Origin of the sequence: Streptomyces sp. NPDC059994 (assembly GCF_042737755.1) — a bacterium.
Taxonomy (GTDB): Bacteria; Actinomycetota; Actinomycetes; order Streptomycetales; family Streptomycetaceae; genus Streptomyces.
Genome location: NZ_JBHWUR010000035.1, coordinates 43,546 through 64,772 on the forward strand (window position 1 = coordinate 43,546; position 21,227 = coordinate 64,772).

The window sequence follows — 21,227 nt, forward strand, 5'->3', positions numbered from 1 at the left end:
CTCGGCGATCGGTGCTGTCTCCAGGTACCCGGGTGCGCGAGGGCAATGCCTGCCGGTTTCCCGGTGGTGGATGGGCCCGTCAGGGTGCCCGGAGCGCGTTAGGGCCGGGAGCGGAAGGGCACCCGGTCCGCTGAGCCTGGAAGGAGGCCTCGTTCTGTGCGATCCGCCCACACCCCCGCACCGGCCGGGCAGACGGACACCCCGGCCGGGATCCTGATGGGGACCTGCTCCTGGACGGACCCCGCGCTCGTCGCGTCCGGCTGGTATCCGCGCGGCCACCGGGACGCCGAGGGGCGGCTGCGCCACTACGCGTCCCGCTTCTCCGTGGTGGAGACCGATTCCACGTACTACGCGCTGCCGAGCGCGCGCAACTCCCGCCTGTGGGTGGAACGTACTCCGGAGGGATTCACCTTCGACATGAAGGCCTTCGCGCCCTTCACCGGACACCCCGTACGTGCCCGCGCGCTCCCTCCCGAACTGCGTCCGCCCGTTCCGCCCCACACCCTCATACGGGCGGAGAAGTTGTCAGAGGAAACGACGCGGGAGCTGTGGCGGCGGTTTCGCTCGGGCATCGAGCCACTGCGTGCCGCTGGGCGGCTGACCAGCGTCCTCTGCCAGTTTCCGCCCTGGCTGGCGCCTGGCGTACGGGCGTACGACCTCATCGAGCAATGCCGTGCCGGCGCGGGTGTACCGGTGTCGGTCGAGTTCAGGCATCCCGGCTGGTTCAGTGAGCCCCAACTGCCGGACACACTCGCCCATTTGAAACAGCGGGACATCCCCTGGGTGGCTGTCGACGCTCCCACGCTGCCGCCCGTCGTCCACGCCACGTCGTCCCGGCTGTCCGTCGTACGGTTCCACGGGCGCAGCCCGTCATGGGGCACCGGGTCCAAGGAGGCCCGCTACCGGCACCGTTACGCGCCCCACGAGCTGGAACCCTGGGTGCCCCGCATCCGCGCGCTCGCCCGCGACACCGAGCGCGTACACGTACTGTTCAACAACTGCTGCTCGGACGCAGCCGTGCGGGCCGCCGAGACGATGTCCGGGCTACTCGCTGAAGTCTGACTCCGCAAAGCCTGACTCCGAAGAGTGTGAGTGCTCATTGCCGTCTTGGAGAAGTCGCGCCGTTGCTGGTAGCGCGCCAGCGCCTTCTTGGCTGTCATGGCAACCTCCTCACGCGCATGGCTCCACGGGTGGTCGCGGGCAGTGTTCCCTGCTCTGGCGCGACTTCCCGTCACCAGGCTGTTTACGCGCGCGGCAGGCGAGCCGGGGCGGTTTCCTGCTCGTGGCCACCGGCCCCCTCTCCCCGGCGGGCGGGGGACACGCCCATGAATGCGCACGTAACGGGTACTCGGGACCACGCGCGAGGCCCCAGGTCGGAGTCCCGCCGGAGAAAGGGTGATCGATCATGGGAGTACTCGCTCGCAGCCGCGCGGCGGCGCCCGAGAGGGCAGCGGCGTACGGCGCTCGCGACAGCAGTCTGCGCACCTGTCTGCCCGCGTTGTGCGGCTCGGAGTCGGAGATGGGTGGCGCGGGTCCTGACGAGCGGGCCTCGATCGCCTGTCGGGAGTCGCACATAGTCCGTGGCACGGACTGAAACCGGCGCGACCGACCGGTGAACCGCAGTACCGGGCCCGCAAGGCACCGAGGTGTCGGGCCCGCAGGCAGCCGCACACCCACCTCGACGGCAGGAGCAGCACGTCATGCGCGCACTTACTTGGCAGGGCAGGCGGGACGTCCGCGTGGAAACCGTTCCCGATCCCCGGATCGAGGAGCCCGACGACATCGTCGTACGGGTGACGTCGACCGGTATCTGCGGGTCCGACCTGCACCTCTATGAGCTCTTCGGCCCGTACCTGGACCCGGGCGACATCCTGGGCCACGAGGCGATGGGCGTCGTGGAGGAAGTCGGACCGCAGGTGACGGAGCTCAGCCCGGGAGACCGGGTCGTGATCCCCTTCAACGTCTGCTGCCGCGACTGTTTCATGTGCGACCAGGGGCTGCACTCCCAGTGCGAGACCACGCAGGTGCGTGGCCGCGGCATGGGGGCGTCGCTCTTCGGCTACACGAAGTTGTACGGGCAGGTACCGGGCGGGCAGGCGGAGTTGCTGCGCGTCCCGTTCGGCAACAAGCTGCCCATCAAGGTCTCCGACGGGCCGCCGGACGACCGGTTCGTCTACCTTTCCGACGTCCTGCCCACCGCGTGGCAGGCGGTCGAGTACGCGGACATCCCCGACGGCGGCACGGTCGCCGTGCTGGGCCTCGGGCCCATCGGCGACATGGCCACCCGTATCGCACAGCATCGCGGGGCCCGCACCGTCATCGGTGTCGACCTCGTGCCCGAACGCCTCTCGCGGTCGCACGGGCACGGGGTGACCTGCCTCGATGCGCGCCGAGGAGGCGACGAGGTGCTGGAAGCCGTCCATGACCTCACCGAGGGGCGCGGAACCGATGCCGTCATCGACGCCGTCGGCATGGAGGCGCACGGCGCGCCGTTCGCCAAGGCCGCCCAGTGGCTGACCGGGCTCCTGCCCGACGCCGTGGCGCAGCCGCTGATGGAGCGGGCGGGGATCGACCGGCTCGCAGCCCTGTACTCCGGTATCGAACTCGTCCGCCGGGGCGGCACGTTGTCCATTTCCGGGGTGTACGGCGGGGCGGCCAGCCCTATGCCGCTGTTGACGATGTTCGACAAGCAACTCCAGGTGCGCATGGGGCAGGCGAACGTATGGCGCTGGGTCGAGGACATCCTCCCCCTGCTGACCGACGACGATCCGCTGGGCGTCGACTCCTTCAAGACACACGCCATGCCGCTGGAGGAGGCGCCCAAGGCGTACGCCATGTTCCAGGCGAAGGAGGACGGCATGGTCAAGACGCTGCTGAAGCCCTGACGGCCACACGGACGGGGGTGCCGGCACTTCGGCAGCCCCCGGGCCGTCGGCGCTACGAGGCGCTGGTGGGCGGGCCCGGGGTCATCTGGTTGTAGCGACGGGCGGCACGGTCGTTGAGGGCGCTGCCCAACTTGCGGATCCGCTCTCCCAGGCCTCCGCGCGGGGCGTCCTCGACATCGTGCCCCTGCCGCATCCGGCCTCCTTCGCCCGCCTCTCCCCCGCCCGGCAGGAACCGGTTCGCCACTCCCCCGAGTCGGGTCACCACGGTGGGAGCCACACCGTGGGCCAGCGAGGCGGCGCGTGCCGCCGGGGTCAGTACCAGCCGGGTGCGGCGGCGCTCCAGTGCCCGTACGACCCGCTCGGCCGCCCGCTCGGCGTCCATGGAGATCACGGGAGCGCCCGCGAGGCCCGAGAACCAGGCGAACTCGCGGGACGCGTCACCGCCGAACTCGGCCTGGAGATGCGAACCGGTGCGCATCAGGCCGGGATGGACCGTGGTCACGGAGACGCCGGTCCCGGCCAGTTCGCTGCGCAGCCCCTCTCCGAGCGCACCCACGGCCGCCTTCGCACAGGAGTAGGGCAGCAGGTGCGGGACGGCGAGCAGGGCGCCCACCGAGCCGATGAGGGCCAGCCGACCGCCGCCGGCGCTCTCCCGAAGGTGCGGCAGGGCGGCGAGGGAGACCTGGACGGCGCCGCCGAAGATGGTCTCCATGGCGTCCTGGAAGGCCGTGGCGTCGAGCGCCGTCACCGGGGCCACCTGAATGACTCCGGCGTTGGCCACGACGACATCGAGCCCGTTCTGATCAGCGGAGACCCGGCGTACGGTCTCCGCGACCGCCGATGCGTCCCGGACGTCGCACACCTGGGTTCCGGCGGCGACTCCGGTGTGCTGCTCGATCCACTGGGCTCCGCGCCGGAGCTCGTCGGCGTCCCGCGCGACGATCGTGACCTGGCAGCCCCGGACGGCGAGCCGGGCCGCGATCAGCAGCCCGAGTCCTCGGGAACCACCGGTGACCAGCGCGGACTGCCCGTTCAGGTCCTTCTTGGATCCGCTTCCCGCCATGGCTCAGACCTCCATTCGCACACGGCCCGGGTACCCCGTGACGCCTGTCGCATACGGATGGACCAGCACTGGGAACACGCGGCGTGGCACGAGGTGCACGCCGACGATCTCAACCACTACCTGCGCCAACGGTCCGGCTGTGAGATCACCGCCAAGGCCTTCCGGACCTGGCACGCCACGGTGCTGGCCGCCTTGGCCCTGGCGGTCTCGCAGAACACCGCGGACGGAAGCCGGGCCAGGCCCGGCACGGCGGTGGCACGGGCGGTCCGGGAGGTGAGCGAGCACCTCGGCAACACCCCGGCCGTGTGCCGCGCGTCCTGCGTCGACCCCCGGATCATCGAGCTGTACGAGACCGGCACGACCGCGGCCCCGGTCCTCGGCCGGCTCGGCGAGGACGGGACGTACGGCCGCCCGGCGACCCAGGGCTTCGTCGAGCGGGCCGTCCTCGAACTGCTGGAGAGGGACTGAAGAGGACGCACCCGCGCGGCACGAATCAAACCAGCTCGGGCTGAGGTTGCAATTCCGGTTGCCGCGCTGGTGTGGCCTGCGGCTCCCACGATTTGGTGGTCCGCACATAGCCGTAGACCACGGAGGCCAACGCCAGAAGGAGAAGCGGTCCGAACACCCACGGATGTCCGGCCATTTCCATCGACAGATAGCGATACGACACCAGGAGTGCGGCGAAGACCACCGTTCCATAAGCGACCAGCTGAATTCCTGACCGGTCCCAGCCACGGTTGAACGAACGCATCATTGCCTCGATCGTGAGTGCGAACACCACACCGGCAATGAGATCCGCGCCGTAGTGGTAGCCGAATCCCAGCGTTGCACTGAGCGTGGCAACCAGCCAGAACGTGCCCGCGTATCGCACGGCCCGCGTGCCCTTGCGGGAATGAATGAAGATCGTGGTGGCCCACGCCGTGTGCAGGCTGGGCATGCAGTTGCGAGGGGTGATCTGGTCGTACGGCATCGCGTGCGGGTTGACCGGCGGCGGCGTGTCCGGCCACAGGTTGGCCAGCGCCCAGTGCCCGCCGCCGGTGTCGAAGGCGCCGTCGCCGTAGGCGAAGACCGGTCCGACCACCGGGAAGATCATGTAGATGGCCGGCCCGAGGAGTCCGATGACCAGGAAGGTGCGCACCAGATGGTGCTCCGGGAAGCGGCGCTCGACCGCCACTTTACGCAGCTGGTACAGCGCGACGAGGGCCGCTGCCAGCGGAAGCTGGCTGTAGACGAGGTGGAGCACATGCGAGCCGACGGGCCCGGTGGCCTCGACCACTTGGCCTGCCAGCCACGACGGGTTGCCCAGCGCGTGGTCGGCGGTCGCCACGTACTGGTCGAGCACCATCGGGCGGGTCTTGGACGTGATGAGCAGCCAGGTGTCGCCGGTCTTGTGACCCGCCACCAGCAGCAGGCCCAGCCCGACCCCCTTCAGCAGCAGGAGACGCTCGCCGCCGGTGCGGCGGGTAATGGCGATGACCGCGCAGCCCAGAATCACCCACAACGCGCCGTTGCCGAAGGCCGGCTTGGCGTCGACCATCCACCGCACCAGCAGGAAAACGGCGTCGATGCCGATTGCGGCACCGAGCGCGATGAACCGCTGCCGCCAGGTGAGCACGACCATCGTCAATGCCATACCGGCGTACAACAGCGGCCCCGATTTGGGGGCGAATATCACCTCCTGCGCCTGATTGACGATCGGACCCGGCAGACCGTAGTGACGCGCGGTGATCTCCAGGCCGATGAGGAATCCGAGGGTTACCACACCCGCCGCAGCCCACAGCATCACCCGCGGCTGACGCCACGCGGCGAGGTCAATTCTGCGAGTTATTCGCGAAAGCACCCGCGATGTTATAGAAGTCAATTGTCCGGCCGATTTGTTAGAATTTAATTTTCTAGGTCATTTCCTGCGCCGGATGGCATAAAGTTCCGGTAAAGGACGGCGTCGTGGGTGATCGCCGTTCGATCATGTTATCGGAGCGACGCGGGTGGGTTTCGCGGGTCACCGGTCGCGCGAAGATCACTCGATCCCGCGCGCGGACGGAGCGGCGCAGGCGATAGGTCCAGGGCGCGTGTAGTCATCCGGGCAGTTCACAACGATCGGCCAGCGAGCGCAAGCACCCCTGCACTACGGCCTGGACGATGCCGACCGCGCCGGGGCTGCAACGACGCCCGCACGCACTGCCGCCGGGCGGGCAGACGGAGGTGACGCTCCGGGCGGAAGCGGGCGTCCCGCCGCTCCGCGCGATCGAACCCGCGGCCTCGCGACCCGCGTGGCGCGGCGCGGCGGGCGAGGCTCAGCTGAGCATGTCCTCAATGAGGTCGGCGGCCCGCGAGGTGCCACCCTCGGCTCGTACCTCGGCGCGCAGCAGCGCCGAGCGGCGGGCGACCTCATTGAGGACATGCCGCGTCGGTGACCAGGTCGTTCAGGGCCGCCCTCAGGGTCTCGGCGGTGGCTTGCGCGGTGTCGACGCGGCGCGCCACGCCCAGCTCCACGAGCCGGTCGGCGTTCATGAACTGTTCGGCATCCTGCGACACGGCGATCATGGGGACGTCCTGCCAGCAGCCCTTCGCGCAGCCGCCCATACCGGCGTGGGTCACGAAGGCGTCCGCCTGTTCCAGAATCGCCCGCCGAGGGACCCAGGAGTGCACCTCGACGTTGGGCGGGATGACGCCAAGTTCCCGCCGGTCGGTGTACTTGCCGATCTGGAGTACGACGTGCCGACCGGGCAGATTGCCGTAGGCCGCCAGGCACTGGCGGTCGAACTCCGGTTGACGGGTGTACGCCGAGCCCAGGGACATCAGCAGCACGTTCCGCGCATCCGCCGGGCGGGTCCAGCCGTCCGCGCCCACAGGTGCGTCGAAGCAGGGCCCGACGAAGGTCACCACGTCGGCGTCGACCCGGTCGGCGTGCGGCCGCATCGCCCGGGTGATCAGCGCCAGGGCCCGCGAGGGAGGGCCGGGGAAGGCGTCCACCTCGGTGGTGGTCGCTCAACCCCGGCGAGCCACTGGGCGAACTTCGCCCGGTACGCGTCGGCGCCGGGCAGTTGCCACCGCTGTGCCGCGAAGTCCTGGTCGTAGCCGTCCCAGCCCACGAACGTCGGGGACAGCTGCATGACGGGCCGGTCCTGCGATTCGGCGAGGGCGCGCGGGGCGTACGCGCCGATGTCGCACAGGTACAGGTCCGCCGGGTCATGGTCGTAGACGGCGCGCAGCTATGGGAGTGCCTGAACGGCGTCGTCGAGGAGGAGGCCCATCGCTGCGACGGGGTCGTCGGGCCAGTTGTTGTCGACGACGGGCAGGCCGGAAGTACAGGGGACGGGTTCGGCGCCGGTGGCCGCGATCAGGTCGCTCATCGCCGGGTCGTTGGCGTGGGTCACCCGGTGACCGCGTGCCACCAGCTCGCGGATGACCTCAAGGCTCGGCAGGACGTGGCTGACGGCAGAGTTGCCGACCATCGCGATGTGGGCACGGCGAGGGAATGCGGAAGGCATGGAGGGACCACTCATTTCAGCACTACGGCGCAAGGGACACAGCAAGCCGGTGCGCCGGCCCGCTCCGAGGAGCTCGGTCGCAGGCGCGCACATGGCACGAGGGCGGAAGCCGGGGCGCTGCCCCGACCGTGTCAGCCGCAGATCTGAAGGAAGTTCATGCCTGTGACTCCAGAACGGCGCCAGGCGGGTGGGTATCTCATTTACCGTCGCCTGCCGGCTGCGGCCGCCCTCTGAAGATGCCCCACGCAGGCCGCTGCGCCCGCCCGGAAACCCCGTGTCCCTCCCCTGCCCCCTACACCTCGGGAGTCTTCGGGGCAACGGCTTCCAGGTCGGCGATGCTGCCCGACATGATCGTCCGTACGTGCTAGGTGATGTGCTCCGCAGGCCAGTCCCACACGATTTACGCCCGCTTACGCCTGCTTACGCCTGCTTACGCCTGCTTACGCCTGCAAGAAGAGGATCAGCCGGTCGGAGCCGCAGTCGGCGCAGTGGTCGGCGCCGGCTTGTCGAACATGGCGCACATCGCCGCAGTCTGGAGCGTCTTGGCGGCTTTGGCGAGCTCGGGGAAAGCGTCCGGGTGCTCGGCAAAGGCCTCCGTCGCAACGAGGACGCTCGCCGTGCGCCTGCCGGTGGGGTCGGTGACGTTGGTGCTGAGGTAGCCGGGAATGCCGCCGTCGTGTGCCCACACCGTGCCGCACGGGGTCGTAACGGTCTCGATGCCCAGCCCATAACCGGGCCCGTCCGGCTGGTCCGGGAAGATCGGCACGGTGGTGCGCATCTGGGCCAACTGGGCGGCGGGAAGCAGCTTGCCGGACATCAACGCGGTGGAGAACCGGCCCCAGTCGTACGCGGAGGACACCATGGCCCCGGCCGCGCCGCCCCACGAGGGGTTGTTGTCGGAGACGTCCACATGACCGTCGCGGTGCGCCCCGGTGTAGTCCCTGAACCCGGCCGGCACATCCGGCGGCATGTGGGCCGCGTCAGGTTCGTAGCCGTGGGCGTGGGGGCCGTGCCAGGCGGAGTCCGCAGCGTAGTAGGTGTGTTCAAGGCGAAGCGGACGGGCGATCCGGTCACGAACCAGATCGGCCAGGCTCTTGCCCGTGGCCTTCTCCAGGACGGCGCCGATCGCGGCGTAGTTGGTGTTGCTGTACGACCATGAACTGCCCGGCGCGAAGAGCGGATCGTGCCGCACGCCGAGTGCGAGCAGTTGCTCCGATGTCCATCGTTTCTGGTTTTTGCCCATGATCGAGGGCAGGACCGCGGGATCCTCGGTGTAGTCGAACAGTCCGCTGGTGTGGTTCAGCAGCATACGTAGCGTGATCGCGCGGCCGTTGGGTACCTGGCCCGGCAGCCAGGTGTCCACCGCGTCGGTCAGGGCGAGCTTGCCCTCACCGACCAGTTGCAGCACGAGGGTGGCCATCATGGTCTTGGTGTTGGAGCCCATCCGGAACTCGCTCCCCGCCCTGAGCCGGTGATCCGGCCTGGTCCAGGAGGCCTGCTCGGTGATCTCAAGGGGTTGGCCGTGACCGTCGTCCACCCTAACAATCACGCCGGGCGCCCCGGCGGCCACCAGTTCCCTTGCCAGCCGGGCCAGTTGGGCGCGCAGCTGCGACTTGGGCCCGCTCCCGACGGCGGACGACGCGGCCGTGGTTATGGTGGCGGAGACGGGGGCGGAAGCGGCGTGGACCGGCGCGGCCTGCGGAGTAGCGGTCGTACGGGCGGATGCGTGTGCTTCATGGTCGAGTGTGCCGACCAAGCCGGTCGCCGCCAAGCCGGTCATCGCCAGAAGGGACGCCGTCACCATGAGGCGCTTACGACGTCTGCGGGCAGCCGGTCGAGTCCGGGGTTGTTCGGGCACCCTGATGGGGTGTGAGCCTGATGTCATACCGATCACCGTCGCGCACCCGCAGGCGCCTCGTCACTGGAGTACGCCACCCACTTGAGGTGGGGCCTGCCCCCCTCCCCCGGCAGCTCTCAGGCAACCAGATGGCGCTGCGGATGCGGCGGATCCGCTTCAAGTTCTCCTCCGGCGACGGGAGTTGCTTCGTTGCGCCGTGTCCGTTCGAGCGACAGCGGTCCCTCGGGTATCGCGGCCCGCTGGTGTGTCCGCATGGCACCCCCAGCGCCTGGATTCCTGGTTTGGGAGCCGCACCGGTGGAGAGATCATTGGTTGCTCAGAGCTGCGATGCCCTTCCGCGTTCCGTTCCGTTCCGCTCCATCAGCTTACGGAGACTGCTCATGCCCGATGTCAACAGCCCCTACAAGCCCGGCACTCCCTGCTGGGTCGACCTCATGGTCCCCGACCAGCAGGCGGCACTCGACTTCTACCGCGACCTCTTCGGCTGGCAGGGCGAGGTGGGGGCGCCGGAGACCGGCGGGTACGCCGTCTGCACCTTGAACGGAAAGCCCGTGGCCGGCATCGCCACCGCCATATCGACCGATGGCGGGCCCACCCCGCCGACCGTGTGGACCACCTACCTCGCCGCTTCCGACGCTGAAACCAGCGAGAAGACAATCGCCGACAACGGCGGCACCGTGGTCATGCCCGGCGTGGACGTGCTCACGCTCGGCCGCATGTCGCTCGCCGCCGACCCCACAGGCGCGGTGTTCGGCCTCTGGCAGGCCCGGGACTTCCCCGGCGCCCAAGTCGTCAACGAGCCCGGCGCGTTCATCTGGAGCGAGCTGAACACCAGCGACCCGGATGCCGCATCAGGCTTCTACTCCAACGTCCTGGGCATCACGAGGGCTCCCATGGAAGGCGAGGACGGCTACTCCGCCCTCGAAGTGGACGAGCGGACCGTCGCCGGGATGCAGGGGCTCGACAAGATGCCGCCGGGCACGCCCTCACACTGGCTGACGTACTTCGCCGTCGACGACACCGACAGCAGCATCGAAGCCCTGATCCGCGCCGGCGGCAACGTCCTCAGGCCACCGTTCGACATGACCGCCGGCCGGATGGCTGTCGTGCAGGACCCGCAGGGCGGCAAATTCGCCATCATCAACCCTTCCCCCATCGAATCCAGCTGACCTGGACGCACAGACGCAGGGCGAATGCTCGGCGCTCGGCTCGGCGGCCCGCCTGCCCACGTGGCAGGCGGGCCGGACGTCGTAGGGATGGGCTGTCTCCTCGACCAGTCGCCAGAGGGCCCACGCCCGAGACCCGTGGCTGGGTGGCCAGCCGGTTGCGTTGGTGCCGCTCATGGTGATGCGGCGATTGCCTTGATCTCCGCCCAGGACGGCGGTCAGGCCGTGCACGACCGTGCTCATGGAAGCGACACCGGGTGAGGACCCCGACTGGCCGGCCCTTCACCACTGGCCCTGGACCACCTGTTCCACGCCCTTCTCGTGCATCTCAGAGCATGATGAGCAGACGCGTCTTCGGCTTGAGCTTCCTGTTCACCGAACGACTCTGCACGTATACCTCCAGCTTGGGATTGCGCCCCGCCTTCACGGATACGGTCCCCTGGATGCCCGTGCCGAACAGAAGACTGCGTGCCGCGTCGCCCGTGTAAGCGCGGTCAGTGTCCTTCTCGACCACGATGACTTCCTTGTCGGGCTGAACCTGAACCCGGGTGCCCAGCTGGTAGTAGCACGACCCGCGCTCATACGTCACACCCGGATGCGAATCAACGAAGGATCGAATCTCGACCTCCGTGTCGACCTTCAGGAGTCGATACTTGTCGGCCGGAACCGGTTCGAGGTTCGCCCGTACGTCGTCGACCGATATGTCCTGGCCGACCGCGAACAGGTTCTTCGTGCCGCGCACGCCCTGCTCGCGGCCACGGAGGAAGCTGGTGGCGGCAGCACGCACGGTACCGATCGCCTCCTCGACACCCTCCTGGGAATCCGCATCCCAGATGGCGATGTTCCCGGCCGGGAAGCCGTAGTTCTGGGCGGTCCGCTTCGCCAGGGAGTTCGGCACGAGGATCGCGGAAGTCCAGTGGCCCGGCAGCGCACCCATCTTCGCCGCGATCTTGTCGAGCCAGGGGCCGAGGATGGCCATGTCGCCGTCGTGCCGCCTGTCGCCGCCGGAGGCGTTCTCCTCGCCGTCCGTCACCACGATCTGGAGGAAACTGTGCTCGCCGTACGCCTCCCAGATGTGGCCCAGGTCGTCCAGTGACTTCAGAGAGGCTTCGATGAGGGCCGTAGCGCCATTGTTGACCTTGTACAGACCCCGCATGGACGGCAGATGCTTCACGTCCATGTCCCAGACCAGGTTCTCCACCTTGTGGTCGAAGGAGTAGAGACTGATCCGGGTCTCATGCCCGAGGCTGTCCGACTCGGCCTTCAACCCCGCCACGAACTCGTCCACAACGCGCACGAGTTGACTCTGGTGCTGGTGCATGGAACCCGAACAGTCCACTACGAGCGCGACGTGATTCACCTTGTGCTGGATCTTGTTTGCGGACATGCCTCTGCTCCCCCTCCGATGTTCCCGAGTGATGTCTCCACACTATGGGGAGGCACTGACAACGGGGCTTGACGGACGATCACCCACCTGCCCCGCGGCAGACCCGGGCGGAAGGCAGCGCGGAAGCCGACGGTGGGAGCCGGCGGTGGGAGCCCGACGCCCGAGAAACACCACGGTCCACCGGGCTGCCGTCGTCCCATCACCCACCTCACCCGCCTGACCCGGCAGGCACATCGACACCAGGGGTCGCGCAGGCGCGCGTAACGGCGCCCGCACAGCCGCTACACCTCGCCGCATGGCTGCGTGGTGCTGTGCGGTGCTGCACCCACTGTGCGGACGGCCACCGCGCGCGGTGGGCCGCGTATGCGCAGCGCAGGCCGTAGCCGACCTGGTGACGCTCGGGCAGAACAGGCTGCGTGGGGTGCCGACGGCGGAGCAGACACCATGCGCCCCCGCTCGGCGCTCTGCTCAAACCCCCGTCGACTTCCCGGTCATGACATACCGTCACAGCACCTGAGAGACCTTGTACGCGATGCCGCCTTCGACCAGGTATCCCGACCCCACGCAGACCGTGCCGTTGAGCCAGGCGTAGGGCTCGGCCCCCGTCTCGAAGAGGGGGTTGGTCCGGAAGTAGTAGCGGGTGGGGTCGATCCGGTAGCGCTCGGCGGGGTCGGACATGGCGTCGCGCAGCGCGGGCGGGGTGGCCCAGCGGCCCCCGTACGTCATGTGCAAGAGGGCGCCGTCGTGGGTACGCAGGGTCAGGCGTACGTCCAGACGCATCGTTCCGTCGGGGCCGAACAGCGCCCAGTCTCCGCCGCCGGGAGGACGTCGCCCTGCAGCCGGGGGCCGTGGAACGTGCCGCCTGCGGCACCGAAGAGAACCCGGTGGCCGAACGGGCCGGTGCCGATGGGCAGGCGCGGGTCCAGGTCGACGACCATGTCGAACAGGTGCGTGGAGCGGATGTCGCCGACATCCTTCACACGCGGGTCTACTGTCATGCGGCATCGCCTCCTGTGCGTGCGGGAAAAAGAGCGCGTCGCACCTCGTCCGTCGAGACGCCCGACTGGGCGCACAGCGTCGCCAGGTCGAAGAAGAACCGCTCGCCCGCGATGAGGTCGTCCTTGAAGGTGAACTGGATGAACACCGGTATCTCGGCGCGCTTGCCGTTGGGGACTACGCCGAACCGGTTGCCGGTCATGGTCAGCCGTGCCGTACCCCAGCACACGAGGGTGTCGCCGTCGCTCGCACGGCCTTGCAGGTCGACGTCGTAGTCGGGGAATGACGCGAAGAACCGGCGCAGCGCCTTCTCGTTCTCGGTCAGGCCCCGGGCCGTCGTACCGAAAGCCGGGGTCTCCAGCGCCATCTCGGGGTGGAGGAGCCGCAGAGCGGCGGGAACGTCCTGTCGGCTTTTGGCGACGGCCAACGCGTGCGCCAGCTCGAACATGCGGTGGTCCTGCACAAGTGCCTCCTTCAGCGACGGCTTCGGCGCGAACAAAGTAAACGTACGACCGGTCGTATGCTTTAGGCAAGGGAGTGAGTGAGAGGATGGGGCAGATGAACGAGCACACAGGGCATCGGCGGTTGAAAGTGGCCGCGCCTTCGGCGGCTGCACCTTCACCCGAAGCAGGAACTGAGGCAGGAGACGAGGCCGTGGTGGACCAGCGTCTCGCCCGGGGCGCCCGGACCCGGCGTAAGATCGCGCGCCACGGCGTCGACGTTGCCTCGCTGGAGGGGCTCGAAGGGCTCAGCATCGGTCGCCTGGCCACCGACCTCGGGCTGAGCAAGAGCGGCGTCCAGACGCTGTTCAAGACCAAGGAGAACCTCCAGCTCGCGGTCGCGGAGGCGGCGCGCGGGGCGTTCAACGAGGCGGTCATCCGTCCCGCCGGGGCCGCCCGGCCGGGCGCCGCCCGGCTGCGCGCGCTGACGGAACGCTGGATCTCCTATGCCGAGGAACCACTGTTCGCCGGCGGCTGCTTCTGGGCTGCCAACCTCCCGGAGTTCGACGACCGGCCGGGGAGCGTACGTGACACGCTGCTCCTCCACCGGCGCAACTGGCTCACTCTCCTCACCGGCGAGCTGCGGCACGCCGTCGAATCAGGGGAGATCGCCGACCTGGAGCCGGACTTGACGGTATTTCAGCTCGACGCGGTACTCACCGCCGCGAACATCGCGCTGCGCCTGGGCGACGCCGAGGCCGTCACCATGGTCCGCCGCACCGTCGACGGATTCCTTGCGGCACCACCGCGCTGACAGCCCGCCGTCCACCACCCCGTACATTGCCTTGATCTTGCATCGGACCTGACACCTGAGCTGCGCCACCATGACGACATCTCCGGACGACAGCGTCCGACCGTTCCGTATATCGATCCCGGACAGTGAACGGGACGGCTTGCGGATCCGCCTCGATCTCACCCGCTGGCCCGACGAACTGCCGGACGTATGACGAGCGCGCCCACGCGGCCTACTGGGGGCAGCCGCCCGAGCCCTCACCGGCCCCCACCGCGTTCGCCGCGTTCCCGCAGGAGAACTTCCTCGTCCTGCGCCACATCGCCGAACGCACCAACAACATCGTGCGCTGGACGGAGTTCGACCGAGGAGGCCACTTCGCCGCGATGGAAGAACCCGACCTGCTCATCGGCGACATCCGGGCCTTCTTCCGAAGCCTGCGCCACACCACCATCGGGTCCAAGTCGGTGAGCTCACCCTGGCCCGCGAGGGTGCGGGTCTGTGGACCACCCTGCGGTGCGGCAGGGAAACAGGGGCGTAATCTGCGCTGGTTATCGTCATCCGATGGACATCAGGGTGGATGGGGCAGCCGTGGGTACGCAGGTCCGGGCCGGTACCGAGGACGACCTGGAAGAGTTGACCCGTATCTACAACCATTACGTCGTCGCGACCCCGATCACCTTCGACATCGAGCCGTTCACCGTCGAGCAGCGCCGCCCGTGGCTGGCGTCCCATCCGGACCACGGCCCGCACCGGCTTCTCGTGGCCGAGGAGGGCGGAAAGGTCCTCGGGTACGCGACCAGCAGCGCGTTCCGGCCGAAGCCGGCGTACTCCACCTCTGTCGAGACCAGTGTCTACGTGGCCCCCGAGCAGGTGGGGCGCGGTGTCGGCAGCCTGCTGTACACCTCGCTCTTCGAGGTGCTGGAGCAAGAGGACGTACGCCAGGCCCTTGCCGGAATAGCCCTGCCCAACGAGGCGTCGGAGCGGCTCCATCTGGGGTTCGGTTTCCAGCCCGTCGGGGTGTACCGGGAAGTCGGGCGCAAGTTCGGAAAGTTCTGGGACGTCGCCTGGTTCCAAAGGCCGATCTCGCCGGGCCCTCTTCCCGGTCCCGGTCAGGGAGCGGGTTGAGGGCTGCGGAGCCGGTCCGCTGCTGCGATCGCGCCCTGGTCAGACGCCGTTCGAGCTGGAGCGGCCGAAGAACTCGACTTCCGCGAGGGTGACCTGCTTGTCGCCGGAGACCGCGTAGGCCGACTCGATGGTGAGGCGGACCTTGACGGCCTCACCGACGCGGAAGGGGCGGCGCTGACCGCCCGCGCCCTGGTCGAGGGTGATGTCGCGGGTCGTGGTCTTTCCGTCCTTCGTCGTCACCGTCGCCTTGATGCGGTGCGGCAGCGCCGATTCGCCCAGCTTCTCGGCGCGGGCGGAGACGCCGGGGGTGATGATCACGTCCAGGAGGCGGGTGGGCTCGGCGAAGGTGACTTCGAGCCACTCGCCCTGGCCGGACCGCGAGACGCCGGGGCCCCACCAGGTGTTGCTCCGCTTGTCGAAGGCGAGCAGCGGTTGGTGCCCGGGGTAGGAGCGTGGGGCCCGTACGCCGTCAGGGGCGACCGGGGCGCGCTTGGCGAAGTGGTCGCGCCCTGCGTGGACGCCGTCCGGGACGTAGAGGATGGCGAGGACGACGAGGGTCAGGGCGACCGCGGCGGCGGCCCAGGTGCCGATGCGGTCGAACACGCGGCGCAGCGGGGGCCGTTCACCGGCCCAAGGTGTGTCCTGTTGCCGGTCGAAGAGCCGGCGCCACCAGGGGCGGCGGCCCGGGGGCTGGGCGGCTTCGGCGTCGGCGAGGGGCATCGCGCAGCGAGCGCAGAAGTGGCGGTCGGAGCGGTTGGGGGTGGCGCACCAGGGGCAGGGCGGGCCGTTGCCTATGTCCTGGTGGTGCTCGGGGGCGCGGACCTGTGGACGGTTGGCGTCGGGGCGGCCGGGCAGGACGGGGGTGACGGCGGGAGGTGGGGCGGGGCTGGAGGCGTCCGGGTCGGCGACGGGGACGAGCAGCGAGCGGGCGCGGTGACCGTCCCGGAGGGAAACCTCACCATCACACCGTTCAGCGAGGTGCGGGCCGAGCTCGTGCCGGTGACGGTCAAGGGGCGGTTTCGTGGACGGCCACGGCTCGCGGTCGACAACCTCGGCAACACCAAGGTGACCGCGTCGGTCAGCGGCAGCGACACCGGGGAGCACCTCTCGTACGAGATCCGCCCCGCCGCCCTGCAGATCGAACCGGGGCGGGCGGCGTTCGTGGACACGGCGCTCAGGCCCCGGCGGATCATCTGGTTCGGCTCCAAGGAGGAGCGGCCGTTCACCCTGGCCGTACGCCGCTCCGGAGCCGAGCCCACCGAGGTGCAGGGCACCTACGTTCAGCGAGGCTTCCTGCCCCGCTGGCTGGCGACCTGCCTCGGCCTCGTCACCGCCCTCGCGATCACCTTCGTCATGCTGTGGATCGCCTACAAGCCCCAGGTGCGCAGCAGCGCCACCGAGCAGACCCAACAGGCGGGCACCACGCTTCCGCCCAGCGCCGCCCCCAAGCCGCTGGCCTCCCCTACTGTCTCCGAGCCGCCCGCGAAGCAACAGCCGTCCACCGGAGGGGACTCCAAGGGCGGCGGCGGTGGCCCGGCACCGTCCGAGAAGCCGGCCGGCCCACCCCCCGTAGTGCCTGCGAACAACATCCTGCTGCGCGACACCACCACCAAGATGTGCGCCGAACTCCCCGGGCGCGACAAGGGACAGCTCAACGGCCCTGTGCAGCAGGCGACTTGTCACGAGAAGGGCGACAACCAGAACTGGAACCTCGAAGTGACGGAGCCCAAGGGGGGCCCGGGCGGGCAGCCGCTGTTCCTGATCCGCAACGTCAAGGACCAGCTGTGCATGGACCTGCCCGACTACGGGGCCCAGCCCGTCCGTACCGGGATCACCGAGTTCACCTGCGACGGCACGACAGCCGACAACCAGCTGTGGTGGATTCAGAAGCAGGACAGCGGCGACTACTGGATCCGTAACTTCGCCAGCGACAACAAGTGTCTGGACGTGGGGGGCTGGAGCGACGGCGGTGTCGGCGCCAGTCTGACGCTCTTCGACTGCACCCACACCGACGACCAGGAGTGGCAGGTCGTCCACCCGGCGAAGGGCTGAGTCACCAGCCGCCCTCCCCCGGCACCAGGCGGCCCGCCTTGCGGTATTCGCGGCGGGCCCCCTCCAGGAGGTCGGCGGCGGTCACCTCGCCCCCGCGTCCGGCGGCGAGGTACGCGGCGGAGACCACCGCGCTGCGGATCGAGCCGCCGGCCATCTCGAAGTCCCGCGCCAGCGGCGCCGGGTCGATCCCGTCGGCGCACGGGACGTGCACCAGGCCGTGCCGCCACAGGGCCAGGCGCTGCCCGGCGTCCGGGAACGGGAAGTCGACCACCAGGTCCAGGCGCCGGGTGAACGCCTCGTCGATGTTGGCGCGCAGGTTGGCCGTGAGCAGCGCGATACCGTCGAAGGACTCCAGCCGCTGGAGCAGGTAGGCGCTCTCCATGCTGGCGTACCGGTCGTGCGCGTCCTTCACCTCGGACCGCTTGCCGAAGACGGCGTCGGCCTCGTCGAAGAGGAGTACGGCGTCGGTGCGGTCGGCCTCGGTGAAGATCCGCTCCAGGTTCTTCTCTGTCTCGCCGACGTACTTGTCGACGATCGACGACAGCTGGACGACGTAGAGGTCGAGGCCGAGGTCGGCGGCGACCACCTCGGCCGACAGCGTCTTGCCGGTGCCGGACTCGCCCGCGAAAAGACCGAGGACGCCCCGGCCGCGTCCGCCGCCGGCACTGAGCCGCCACTCGCCGAGGACGCGGTCGCGGTGGCGGGCGCGCAGGGCGAGTTCGCGCAGCTGGGTCAGGGGCCCTTCGGGCAGGACGAGGTCCCGCCAGTCCACGGCGGGCCGGATCCGCCGGGCGTGCCGTTCCAGCCCCGAGGCCGACTGGCGGCGGGCCGCGAGGCGGACGTGGGCGGCGGTCACCGGCGTACCGTCGAAGGCCGCGAGGGCGCGGGCGGCCTGTGCGGCACGCTGGACGCGGTCGCCGCCGAGTCGGTACGGGGCGACGGTGACGGCCAGGTCGAGACCGTCGGCGTCCGCGCCGAGCGCGGCCTGCCAGGCGGACGTTCCACCGTCCCGTCGGCCCGGTGCTTCGAGAACCAGCGGGTCGTACGGGGACCAGTGCGGGTCGTAGGGGCGCGGGTCCGTCAGCAGTACGGTCACGTCCGGTGCCGCGGTCAGCGCCCGCACCAGCGGGCCGGGGTGGTCGGGCAGACCCGGCACGACGACCGCCCGCCCGCTGAGACGTGCCTCGCGCAGCAGCTCGGGGACGCGGTCCGTCGGCTCCGGGCACTGCATCGCGTCGAGGTCGGCCGCGCGCAGGGCGGTGGCGAGGGCGGCCAGGCCGTCCCCCTCCCGTGGTTCGCGCAGACAGGCGGTGAGCGGGCCGCTGCGCAGGCGGGCCGCCAACCGGTCCGTGAAGTCCTCGGCGCCGGGGGCGGCCGGCAGCGGGTCCGGCAGCGGGTACAGCCGGCCGAGGAGGGCGGCGTCCGGGGTCTCGTCACCCAGGAGGTGGCCGATCAGCCGGTCGGGTACGCGCAACGCGCGGCTGAGGAAGGGGCGTTCGGGGTCCTCGTCCTCCAGCAGGCCGAGGGCGCGCAGCGGCGCGGACGCGTGGAGGCGGGCACGGGCCGCCGCGGTGGACGGGGGCAGCCCGCACAGATCGAGGGCCAGGCCCACGGTGGCGCGGCGTCGGCTCACGTCGTCGTTGAGGTAGCCGTAGAGCTGCTCGAAGGTGCGGTCGACGTCCGGGGCGAGGGCGATGAGCAGCACGGTGGTGTCCCACTCGGTCAGCCCCATCCGCTCGGCCAGCCGCGCCAGGCGGTCGGCGGGGTCGTGCCGCGCGCCGGAGTGAGCGGGGAGTGGTGCGGAATGTCCCGCCGTGGCGGGCGGCCAGGTGTGCAGCAGGTGGTGCACCGCCTCGTCGGAGAGGTAGAGGCCGCGCAGCGGGTCGTCGGCCGTGGGGTCGGTCGCGGCACGCTCCTCGACCAGTGCGGCCACCTGTTCCCGCAGGGCGGCGAGGCGGGCGAGCAGCGCGTGGGCGGGGTCGTCGTACCGGGCGGGCACCGGCGCGTCGGGGACGGCGGCCGGTGTCTCGGCGTACCGGGCGCTCACCGCGGGTCCGGACGGTCGGGCGCCGTGGCCTTGCGGGCATCGCGCGTGGCGGCCACCTGATGCGGCCGGTGGGAGCGCTCGGAGGAGCGCGGTGGACCGGCGTCGGTGCCGCGCAGCCGTCCCGTCGCCCCCTCGGTGACCGCGGGCCCGGCTTCGTACTCGGGGAAGGCGGGGAAGGGCACGGTCACCGCCAGGTCGAGGGACGGCCTCAGTTCGCCGCCCAGGGCGGACCAGATCTCGGCGAGGGAGCGGGACTCCGTCCGGCTGCCGGCCACCGTCACCGGCACCGGCTGATCTCGGCCCACGAGGCGATGACCCGGATACGGGACCTGCTCGCCCAGCCCACCGACCCGCTCTCCGAGCCCTTCCTGCTGGGCACGGCCGCCGCTGTGGCCCAGTGGGCCGACGAACTCGACGAGGCGGAACGGCTCGTCGAGCACGGTCTGGCCGGACAGCGTTCGATGCTGCTCCACCCGATGCGTCACGCACTCCTCAATACCCGCGCCGACATCGCGGCGGCCCGTGGCGATGCCGCCCGCCTGCTCGCCGCGCCGTTCGACGCCGACGCGCCAAACAGCCCCGCGGGGGCGCGCCCCGGCCCGACCAACCGGGATGCCAACGCTCTGCTGGCGCTCGTCCACACCGGCCGTATCGAGGAGGGACAGCGGTTCGCCGCAGGGTTCGATCTGCGCCAGGCAGCGGAGAGCTTCGAGCTGAACCGCTTCCTCTACGCGCGGGGCGCGCTGCGGGTCAACGCCGGCGACCCGGCGGGCGCGCTGCACGACTTCCTGGAGTGCGGAAGGCGCCAGTCCGCCCGCGATGTCGTCAGCCCGGTCGTCACCCCGTGGCGCACGACGGCGGCGCAGTGCCGCCTCGCGCTGGGCGGTGGGCAGGACGCGGTGACCTTGGCGGCGGAGGAGCTGCGACTTGCCCGGGTGTGGAACACCCCGCGCACGGTGGGCCGCGCCCTTCGCGTACTGGGCGCCGTCACCGGAGGACGGCGCGGTCTCGACCTGGCCGAGGAGGCCGTGACGACCCTGCGGCAGGGGTCCGCCGACCTCGGCATGGAGCTGGTCCGCGCCCTGCTGGCACAGGGCCGCCAGCTCCATGCCGCCGGCGAACGCAGCCACGCCCGCGACTGCCTGCGCGAGGCCGCCGGGCTGGCCGAAGGCAGGGGCGCCCTGGGCATGGTCACCCTGGCCGGGCAGGCCCTGCGCCAGAGCGGCGCCCGAAGCGCCGCCCTGGACCACACCGGTCCCGGGGCGCTGACCGGCAGCGAGCGCCGCATCGCCGAACTGGCCGCCGACGGCCTGACCAACACCGAGATCGCCGATCTGCTGCATGTGGCGCGCCGTACCGTGGAGACCCATCTGACCAGCACGTACCGCAAGTTACGGATACGACGCAGAACGGAACTGGCCGACGCGCTGGACCGGAACCGGCCCCAGGACGCGAGCGGCACCGCTCACAACGGGGCCCCGCAGGGCCGACCGACGGTTCAGCAGGTGTTTGCGACGCCGTCGATCCGGCCGCCGAAGTCGCTCCGGTAGTCGATCCGGTTGTCGCCGTTGCGCACCACCCGGGTCTCCTTCGGGCTCCAGTTGATGAAGCAGCCGTCGACGTTCGCCACGAACGAGCCGACGTTGTCGTGGAAGGCGGCGGGCATGTCGTGGTACCCGTCCTTGGCGACCCACTCCCAACTCCGGCCGTCGTAGCGGGATCCGGTGTAGAAGCAGATCGATCCGCCCGTGCAGGACGGTGCGGCCGGGGCAGCCGGTGCCGCCGGCGCATCTGCGGCCGGCACGAGCGCGGCGGTCAGCGAAAGGACGGCGGCCAGGGACCAAGAACGCAGCTTCATGAAACTCTCCTGGATCAGCCCGTGGGCGGTGACCGGTGGCGGATGTCGCTCCGTCGGGTCCGGCGC

General features: G+C 70.2%; 17 protein-coding genes and 5 pseudogenes. 11 read left to right on the top strand and 11 right to left on the bottom strand.

Going from position 1 to position 21,227, the window contains the following annotated elements; genetic code table 11:
* The first annotated feature begins 156 nt into the window (after positions 1-156).
* The 3 genes from ACFWA7_RS19345 to ACFWA7_RS19355 all read left to right on the top strand — a co-directional run bounded on the left by ACFWA7_RS19345 (position 157) and on the right by ACFWA7_RS19355 (position 2,885).
* The gene (locus ACFWA7_RS19345; protein WP_385824064.1) at positions 157-1,062 is read left to right on the top strand and encodes a DUF72 domain-containing protein; all 906 of its coding nucleotides are present in this window, start codon (positions 157-159) and stop codon (positions 1,060-1,062) included.
* Between the two features lie 343 nt (positions 1,063-1,405).
* Complete coding sequence (locus ACFWA7_RS19350; protein ID WP_385824066.1) at positions 1,406-1,594, top strand: hypothetical protein; 189 nt, start codon at positions 1,406-1,408, stop codon at positions 1,592-1,594.
* A 106-nt stretch (positions 1,595-1,700) separates the two neighbouring features.
* Positions 1,701-2,885, top strand: a complete 1,185-nt coding sequence (locus ACFWA7_RS19355; protein WP_385534630.1) for an alcohol dehydrogenase catalytic domain-containing protein — start codon at positions 1,701-1,703, stop codon at positions 2,883-2,885.
* Between the two features lie 52 nt (positions 2,886-2,937).
* Here the strand turns inward: ACFWA7_RS19355 and ACFWA7_RS19360 are convergent, their stop codons facing one another.
* The gene (locus tag ACFWA7_RS19360; RefSeq protein WP_385534632.1) at positions 2,938-3,948 is read right to left on the bottom strand and encodes an SDR family NAD(P)-dependent oxidoreductase; all 1,011 of its coding nucleotides are present in this window, start codon (positions 3,946-3,948) and stop codon (positions 2,938-2,940) included.
* A 57-nt stretch (positions 3,949-4,005) separates the two neighbouring features.
* On the opposite strand from ACFWA7_RS19360, the gene ACFWA7_RS19365 reads away from it, so the two are divergent.
* Complete coding sequence (locus ACFWA7_RS19365; protein WP_385824068.1) at positions 4,006-4,416, top strand: hypothetical protein; 411 nt, start codon at positions 4,006-4,008, stop codon at positions 4,414-4,416.
* A 25-nt stretch (positions 4,417-4,441) separates the two neighbouring features.
* Here the strand turns inward: ACFWA7_RS19365 and ACFWA7_RS19370 are convergent, their stop codons facing one another.
* The 3 genes and pseudogenes from ACFWA7_RS19370 to ACFWA7_RS19380 all read right to left on the bottom strand — a co-directional run bounded on the left by ACFWA7_RS19370 (position 4,442) and on the right by ACFWA7_RS19380 (position 9,219).
* A complete protein-coding gene (locus ACFWA7_RS19370; protein ID WP_385824084.1) occupies positions 4,442-5,731 on the bottom strand; it encodes a phosphatase PAP2 family protein in 1,290 nt (429 codons plus the stop codon).
* 511 nt (positions 5,732-6,242) lie between these two features.
* Positions 6,243-7,454, bottom strand: a pseudogene (locus tag ACFWA7_RS19375) (macrolide family glycosyltransferase).
* Positions 7,455-7,899: 445 nt separating this feature from the next.
* Positions 7,900-9,219, bottom strand: a complete 1,320-nt coding sequence (locus ACFWA7_RS19380; protein ID WP_385824070.1) for a serine hydrolase domain-containing protein — start codon at positions 9,217-9,219, stop codon at positions 7,900-7,902.
* Between the two features lie 458 nt (positions 9,220-9,677).
* On the opposite strand from ACFWA7_RS19380, the gene ACFWA7_RS19385 reads away from it, so the two are divergent.
* Entirely contained in the window at positions 9,678-10,466 is a 789-nt protein-coding gene (locus tag ACFWA7_RS19385) for a VOC family protein (RefSeq protein WP_385824072.1), read from the top strand.
* A 325-nt stretch (positions 10,467-10,791) separates the two neighbouring features.
* On the opposite strand, the gene ACFWA7_RS19390 is transcribed toward ACFWA7_RS19385, so the two are convergent.
* From ACFWA7_RS19390 to ACFWA7_RS19400, 3 genes and pseudogenes are all read right to left on the bottom strand, one after another.
* A complete protein-coding gene (locus ACFWA7_RS19390) occupies positions 10,792-11,850 on the bottom strand; it encodes a VWA domain-containing protein (protein WP_385534642.1) in 1,059 nt (352 codons plus the stop codon).
* Between the two features lie 504 nt (positions 11,851-12,354).
* Positions 12,355-12,848 (bottom strand): annotated as a pseudogene (locus ACFWA7_RS19395) (DUF3237 domain-containing protein).
* The gene (locus tag ACFWA7_RS19400; RefSeq protein WP_385534646.1) at positions 12,845-13,309 is read right to left on the bottom strand and encodes an ester cyclase; all 465 of its coding nucleotides are present in this window, start codon (positions 13,307-13,309) and stop codon (positions 12,845-12,847) included. The pseudogene ACFWA7_RS19395 and the gene ACFWA7_RS19400 overlap by 4 nt, the downstream one beginning before the upstream one ends.
* A gap of 191 nt (positions 13,310-13,500) precedes the next feature.
* Here ACFWA7_RS19400 and ACFWA7_RS19405 point away from each other — a divergent pair, with 191 nt between their 5' ends.
* The 4 genes and pseudogenes from ACFWA7_RS19405 (at position 13,501) to ACFWA7_RS19420 (ending at position 15,204) form a co-directional block, all read left to right on the top strand.
* Positions 13,501-14,100, top strand: a complete 600-nt coding sequence (locus ACFWA7_RS19405) for a TetR/AcrR family transcriptional regulator (protein ID WP_385534648.1) — start codon at positions 13,501-13,503, stop codon at positions 14,098-14,100.
* A 70-nt stretch (positions 14,101-14,170) separates the two neighbouring features.
* On the top strand, positions 14,171-14,293 hold the full coding sequence (locus ACFWA7_RS19410) for a hypothetical protein (RefSeq protein ID WP_385824074.1): 123 nt from the start codon (positions 14,171-14,173) through the stop codon (positions 14,291-14,293).
* Positions 14,283-14,519: pseudogene (locus ACFWA7_RS19415) on the top strand (alpha/beta fold hydrolase); the annotation flags it as partial. The gene ACFWA7_RS19410 and the pseudogene ACFWA7_RS19415, both read left to right, overlap by 11 nt.
* Positions 14,520-14,640: 121 nt before the next feature.
* On the top strand, positions 14,641-15,204 hold the full coding sequence (locus ACFWA7_RS19420; protein WP_385824076.1) for a GNAT family N-acetyltransferase: 564 nt from the start codon (positions 14,641-14,643) through the stop codon (positions 15,202-15,204).
* 39 nt (positions 15,205-15,243) lie between these two features.
* On the opposite strand, the gene ACFWA7_RS19425 is transcribed toward ACFWA7_RS19420, so the two are convergent.
* Complete coding sequence (locus ACFWA7_RS19425; protein WP_385824078.1) at positions 15,244-15,924, bottom strand: NADase-type glycan-binding domain-containing protein; 681 nt, start codon at positions 15,922-15,924, stop codon at positions 15,244-15,246.
* Between the two features lie 81 nt (positions 15,925-16,005).
* On the opposite strand from ACFWA7_RS19425, the gene ACFWA7_RS19430 reads away from it, so the two are divergent.
* Positions 16,006-17,256 (top strand): RICIN domain-containing protein, encoded by a 1,251-nt coding sequence (locus ACFWA7_RS19430; protein ID WP_385824080.1) that lies wholly within the window; start codon positions 16,006-16,008, stop codon positions 17,254-17,256.
* A 1-nt stretch (position 17,257) separates the two neighbouring features.
* Here ACFWA7_RS19430 and ACFWA7_RS19435 read toward each other — a convergent pair whose 3' ends face one another.
* Positions 17,258-19,255, bottom strand: a complete 1,998-nt coding sequence (locus ACFWA7_RS19435) for an ATP-binding protein (protein WP_385824086.1) — start codon at positions 19,253-19,255, stop codon at positions 17,258-17,260.
* 44 nt (positions 19,256-19,299) lie between these two features.
* Positions 19,300-19,590, bottom strand: a pseudogene (locus ACFWA7_RS19440) (Pvc16 family protein); the annotation flags it as partial.
* Positions 19,591-19,593: 3 nt separating this feature from the next.
* Between ACFWA7_RS19440 and ACFWA7_RS19445 the strand changes: the two are divergent.
* Positions 19,594-20,739 (top strand): annotated as a pseudogene (locus ACFWA7_RS19445) (LuxR C-terminal-related transcriptional regulator); the annotation flags it as partial.
* A 62-nt stretch (positions 20,740-20,801) separates the two neighbouring features.
* Here the strand turns inward: ACFWA7_RS19445 and ACFWA7_RS19450 are convergent.
* Positions 20,802-21,227 (bottom strand): peptidase inhibitor family I36 protein (locus ACFWA7_RS19450; RefSeq protein ID WP_385824082.1); only part of this gene is annotated, 426 nt, incomplete at its 5' end.

Coding starts and splice junctions, on each gene's coding strand:
- ACFWA7_RS19350 (WP_385824066.1), top strand. CDS start 1,406: ATGGGAGTACTCGCTCGCAGCCGCGCGGCGGCGCCCGAGAGGGCAGCG.
- ACFWA7_RS19355 (WP_385534630.1), top strand. CDS start 1,701: ATGCGCGCACTTACTTGGCAGGGCAGGCGGGACGTCCGCGTGGAAACC.
- ACFWA7_RS19360 (WP_385534632.1), bottom strand. CDS start 3,948: ATGGCGGGAAGCGGATCCAAGAAGGACCTGAACGGGCAGTCCGCGCTG.
- ACFWA7_RS19365 (WP_385824068.1), top strand. CDS start 4,006: ATGGACCAGCACTGGGAACACGCGGCGTGGCACGAGGTGCACGCCGAC.
- ACFWA7_RS19370 (WP_385824084.1), bottom strand. CDS start 5,731: ATGCTGTGGGCTGCGGCGGGTGTGGTAACCCTCGGATTCCTCATCGGC.
- ACFWA7_RS19380 (WP_385824070.1), bottom strand. CDS start 9,219: ATGACCGGCTTGGCGGCGACCGGCTTGGTCGGCACACTCGACCATGAA.
- ACFWA7_RS19385 (WP_385824072.1), top strand. CDS start 9,678: ATGCCCGATGTCAACAGCCCCTACAAGCCCGGCACTCCCTGCTGGGTC.
- ACFWA7_RS19390 (WP_385534642.1), bottom strand. CDS start 11,850: ATGTCCGCAAACAAGATCCAGCACAAGGTGAATCACGTCGCGCTCGTA.
- ACFWA7_RS19410 (WP_385824074.1), top strand. CDS start 14,171: ATGACGACATCTCCGGACGACAGCGTCCGACCGTTCCGTATATCGATC.
- ACFWA7_RS19420 (WP_385824076.1), top strand. CDS start 14,641: ATGGACATCAGGGTGGATGGGGCAGCCGTGGGTACGCAGGTCCGGGCC.
- ACFWA7_RS19425 (WP_385824078.1), bottom strand. CDS start 15,924: ATGCCCCTCGCCGACGCCGAAGCCGCCCAGCCCCCGGGCCGCCGCCCC.